We start from the raw sequence: 3,679 nt of genomic DNA on the forward strand, positions 1-3,679 counted from the left end.
AAGAATCCAGAAATCGCATTGATGAAATTGATAATGAATTATTTGATTTAATTTCTCAGAGGACCTCTATTGCAAAGGATGTTGTTCTTGCAAAAGAGTATATGGGTATGCCAATTTATGACAAATCCAGAGAAGATGCAATCCATGAAAAAGTTAGGGGAATTTCTGAAGAAAAAGGTCTTGACGTGGATATTATTGATCAGATATTAGATATGCTGACTGTTTTAAATAAAAATGAGCAAAAGAAAATTTTAAGGAGGAATGTTAATGGGCAATATTAGAACTTCATTCGTTAAACGTTTAGCAAAAGAACTTATCGAAACCCACAAGGGAGTCTTCACCACTGATTTTGAAGAAAACAAAAAATTAGTACAAGAATACTCCACTGTAAGTACTAAACATTTAAGAAATAAAATTGCAGGTTATGTAACCAGACTTGTAAAATTAGAACAAACTCAAGAATAAGATTTTTCTTATTTTTTCTACTTTTTTATTAAACTTTTTTTTTAATATTTTTAAACTTTTAAAATTTTTTGCAGCTGCCTTATTATAAAGTTTATTAATATGGTTGTATAAAAATAGATATGAATATTTTGTTTAATCAATATTTTAACAAAATTTCAAGAATTTTTTAAGAAATAGGTGAACTTAATGGATTTAATAGTAGCAAAATTTGGCGGAACCTCGGTAGGTGATGGTTCTAGAATTAAAAAAGCGGCGCAGTCCGTGGTAAATGAATATATGAAAGGTAATCAGGTCGTAGTTGTAGTTTCGGCTGTCAACAAGACTACTGATGAGCTCATTGGATTATCTAATGAAGCTATTGGTGCAAGTTTGACAGACAAGCAAAAGGCAGAAATTATGGCTATGGGTGAATTAACTAGTGCTAGAGTATTTTCAGCAACTATTGAATCTTTAGGTGTCAAGTCAGAATTCATTGATCCTTATAACGAATTATGGCCAATTATAACAGATTCAAATTCCTTGGAAGCAAAGATAGATTTCAAATCAACCAATATCAAAATTGAAGGAATAAAAAGACTTGTTAATCAGGGAATTATTCCGGTCATTTGCGGATTTTTAGGAAAAGGGCCTAGCGGTGAAATCACAACATTAGGAAGAGGTGGCAGTGATATCACAGCATTTTTAATCGGACACTGTCTGGAAGCTAATGAAGTAGTCATCGTTACTGACGTGGAAGGAGTAATGTCAACTGACCCTAATAAAATTGAAAGTGCAAAATTGTTAGATGAAATTTCTGTTGAAGAAATGAGGGATTTGGCCACTCATGGAGCACAGGTTTTACACCCTCATGCATTAAAGTATAAAGATCCATTAATAACTGCAAAGATTATCAATTTTGAACACGGAGACTTAACTTCAAAGGGAACCCGTATTGTGGGACCTTATGAAGGAGAAATGTTAAAATGTGTAACACTTTATAAGAACCCTATTTCACTTATTGCTATTGTTGGTGAGGCAATGGTTAAAAAAGTCGGTTTATTCGCTGGTTTAACTGGTTGTCTTGCTCAGGAAGACATTAATATTTTCGGTATTTCTGCAGGTCAAAACTCAATAACTGCATTTGTTGACAAATCAGATTCCAACAAGGCGTATCACTTATTACATCAATTTGTAATAGAAAATGATGTTTTAAGTTCATTGTCATTGGGAAGAGATACTGCAATGATTACATTCGTTAGTCCGGATATCATTGATACTCCAGGCATTATTTCAAAGATTACAGAACCATTAAGAAAACATGAAATTAATATATTAGAGATTATTTCATCACAAACAGCCATCGTGTTATTCGTGGATTGGAAAGATGGTGAAAAAGCACGCAGTTTAGTTAACGAGGTTTTAGAATGAATTTTGAAGGAACATATGTTGCAATGGTAACTCCTTTTACTGAGGATAAACAAATTGACGAAGAAGGTTTTAGGCACAATATAAATTATTTGATTGATAGGGGAGTGACTGGTTTAGTTGGAGCTGGAACTACAGGCGAATCAGCTACAATTAGTCATGAAGAACATCAAAGAGTAATTGAAATTTTAGTAGATGAAGTTGATGGCAGAGTTGAAACTATTGCCGGTACTGGAAGTAATGCTACTTCAGAAGCACTTTCCCTAACAAAATTTGCTTATGATGCTGGGGCGGATGCCGCATTATTGATTACTCCATATTACAACAAACCACAGCAACATGCTATGGTTGACCATTATAGCACTATTGCAAATACTGTGGATATTCCACTTATTCTCTACAACGTACCATCTCGTACCGGAGTAAATATGGATGTAGAAACCATTGTCGAACTTGCAAAAGTTGATGGTATTGATGCAGTTAAAGAAGCTAGCGGCAGTGTTGATAAAGTTTCTGATATTTATAGAGCACTTACCCATGAGGGAATTGAAGATGAATTCAATATTCTCTCAGGTGAGGATTCCTTGACATTGCCTCTTATGGCTGTAGGGGCAACTGGTGTTATAAGTGCTTCTGCAAATATTGATGCCAAAAGAATGGTTTTGATGGTTGACAGTATTTTAAATGATGATTATACAAGAGCTATGGAACTTCACTATGAAATGGTTGAATTGATTAGAGCATTATTTATTGAAAGTAATCCCGTTCCTGTAAAAACTGCAATGAATTTGATGGGACTTCCTTCAGGACCTTTAAGACAACCATTATGTGAAATGAAAGAAGAAAACTTAGAAGTTCTTAAAAAAGCTTTAAAAGATTCAGATTTAATTTAAGTTGGTATTAGTATGATTAAGGTAGCAGTTACTGGGGCAGCAGGAAGAATGGGCTCCGGAATTATTAGAAGAATCACACAACAAGATGACATGGAAGTAGTTGCGGCTATTGAGATGCCAAATACTCCTCTTGCAGGTAGGGATGCGGGTATTCAGGCCGGAACCGAAGAACTTGGAGTTGAAATTGTAGGGTCTGAAAAATTAGAAGAAACTTTAAAGGCATCCGGTGCCGAAGTTCTTGTTGACTTTACTATAGCTCCTGCGGCGGTCGAAACTATCAAAGTTGCTACTTCATGTGGTGTTTCTGTGGTAGTGGGCACAACCGGATTTAGTGAAGAACAGATGGCTGAAAACATTAAAAACATCAAGGAAAATAATGTTTCCGCTGTTATTTCATCAAATATGGCTATAGGAGTTAACGTATTTTTCAACACATTAAAGAAATTGGCTCCATTGCTATACGATTATGATATTGAAATTATTGAAGCGCATCACAATCAAAAAGAGGATGCTCCATCCGGAACCGCAATGACTGCATTTGAAGTCATAGCCAAAGAACTTGACCGTGACACTGAAGAAGTCGGTGTTTATGGAAGACAAGGTTTGGTAGGCAAAAGAACCAAAGATGAAATTGGTGTTCATGCAATCCGTGGTGGAGACATTGTTGGAGATCATACTGTAATGTTTGTTGGTGAAGGTGAAAGATTAGAAATCAAACATCAGGCACATACAAGAGAAGTATTTATTGCTGGAGTAATTAGGGCAATCAGATATGTTCCAAATGCTGAAAAAGGTATTGTTAGCAGTATGAATGATGTTTTAGGTTTAGAATAGGTGAGTTATATGGTAAATGTTGGAGTTCTTGGTGCAACTGGGATGGTAGGTCAAAAATTTATTCAATTACTTGAAAATCATCC

Annotated in this window: 6 protein-coding genes; all 6 read left to right on the forward strand. The window is 35.0% G+C overall.

Annotated features, from left to right (window positions below):
- The coding region (locus tag ACJMLZ_RS07550) for a chorismate mutase (RefSeq protein WP_405305012.1) at nt 1-281 on the forward strand (281 nt) is incomplete at its 5' end.
- Nucleotides 268-465 (forward strand): 30S ribosomal protein S17e, encoded by a 198-nt coding sequence (locus tag ACJMLZ_RS07555; RefSeq protein ID WP_405305013.1) that lies wholly within the window; start codon nt 268-270, stop codon nt 463-465. The genes ACJMLZ_RS07550 and ACJMLZ_RS07555, both read left to right, overlap by 14 nt.
- Before the next feature lie 186 nt (nt 466-651).
- Nucleotides 652-1,872 (forward strand): aspartate kinase, encoded by a 1,221-nt coding sequence (locus tag ACJMLZ_RS07560; RefSeq protein WP_405305014.1) that lies wholly within the window; start codon nt 652-654, stop codon nt 1,870-1,872.
- Complete coding sequence (gene dapA / locus ACJMLZ_RS07565; protein ID WP_405305015.1) at nt 1,869-2,762, forward strand: 4-hydroxy-tetrahydrodipicolinate synthase; 894 nt, start codon at nt 1,869-1,871, stop codon at nt 2,760-2,762. The genes ACJMLZ_RS07560 and dapA overlap by 4 nt, the downstream gene beginning before the upstream one ends.
- A gap of 12 nt (nt 2,763-2,774) precedes the next feature.
- Nucleotides 2,775-3,596 carry a 4-hydroxy-tetrahydrodipicolinate reductase gene (gene dapB / locus ACJMLZ_RS07570; RefSeq protein WP_405305016.1) on the forward strand — a complete coding sequence of 274 codons (822 nt, stop codon included), beginning with the start codon at nt 2,775-2,777 and terminating at the stop codon, nt 3,594-3,596.
- Nucleotides 3,597-3,605: 9 nt separating this feature from the next.
- The coding region (locus tag ACJMLZ_RS07575) for a hypothetical protein (RefSeq protein ID WP_405305017.1) at nt 3,606-3,679 on the forward strand (74 nt) is incomplete at its 3' end.

The sequence above is a fragment of the Methanobrevibacter sp. genome (genome assembly GCF_045126245.1).
Lineage (GTDB): Archaea > Methanobacteriota > Methanobacteria > Methanobacteriales > Methanobacteriaceae > Methanocatella.

What these genes read in the sequence shown, in the direction of transcription:
- ACJMLZ_RS07555 (WP_405305013.1), top strand. Translation starts at nt 268, where the DNA reads ATGGGCAATATTAGAACTTCATTCGTTAAACGTTTAGCAAAAGAACTT.
- ACJMLZ_RS07560 (WP_405305014.1), top strand. Translation starts at nt 652, where the DNA reads ATGGATTTAATAGTAGCAAAATTTGGCGGAACCTCGGTAGGTGATGGT.
- dapA (WP_405305015.1), top strand. Translation starts at nt 1,869, where the DNA reads ATGAATTTTGAAGGAACATATGTTGCAATGGTAACTCCTTTTACTGAG.
- dapB (WP_405305016.1), top strand. Translation starts at nt 2,775, where the DNA reads ATGATTAAGGTAGCAGTTACTGGGGCAGCAGGAAGAATGGGCTCCGGA.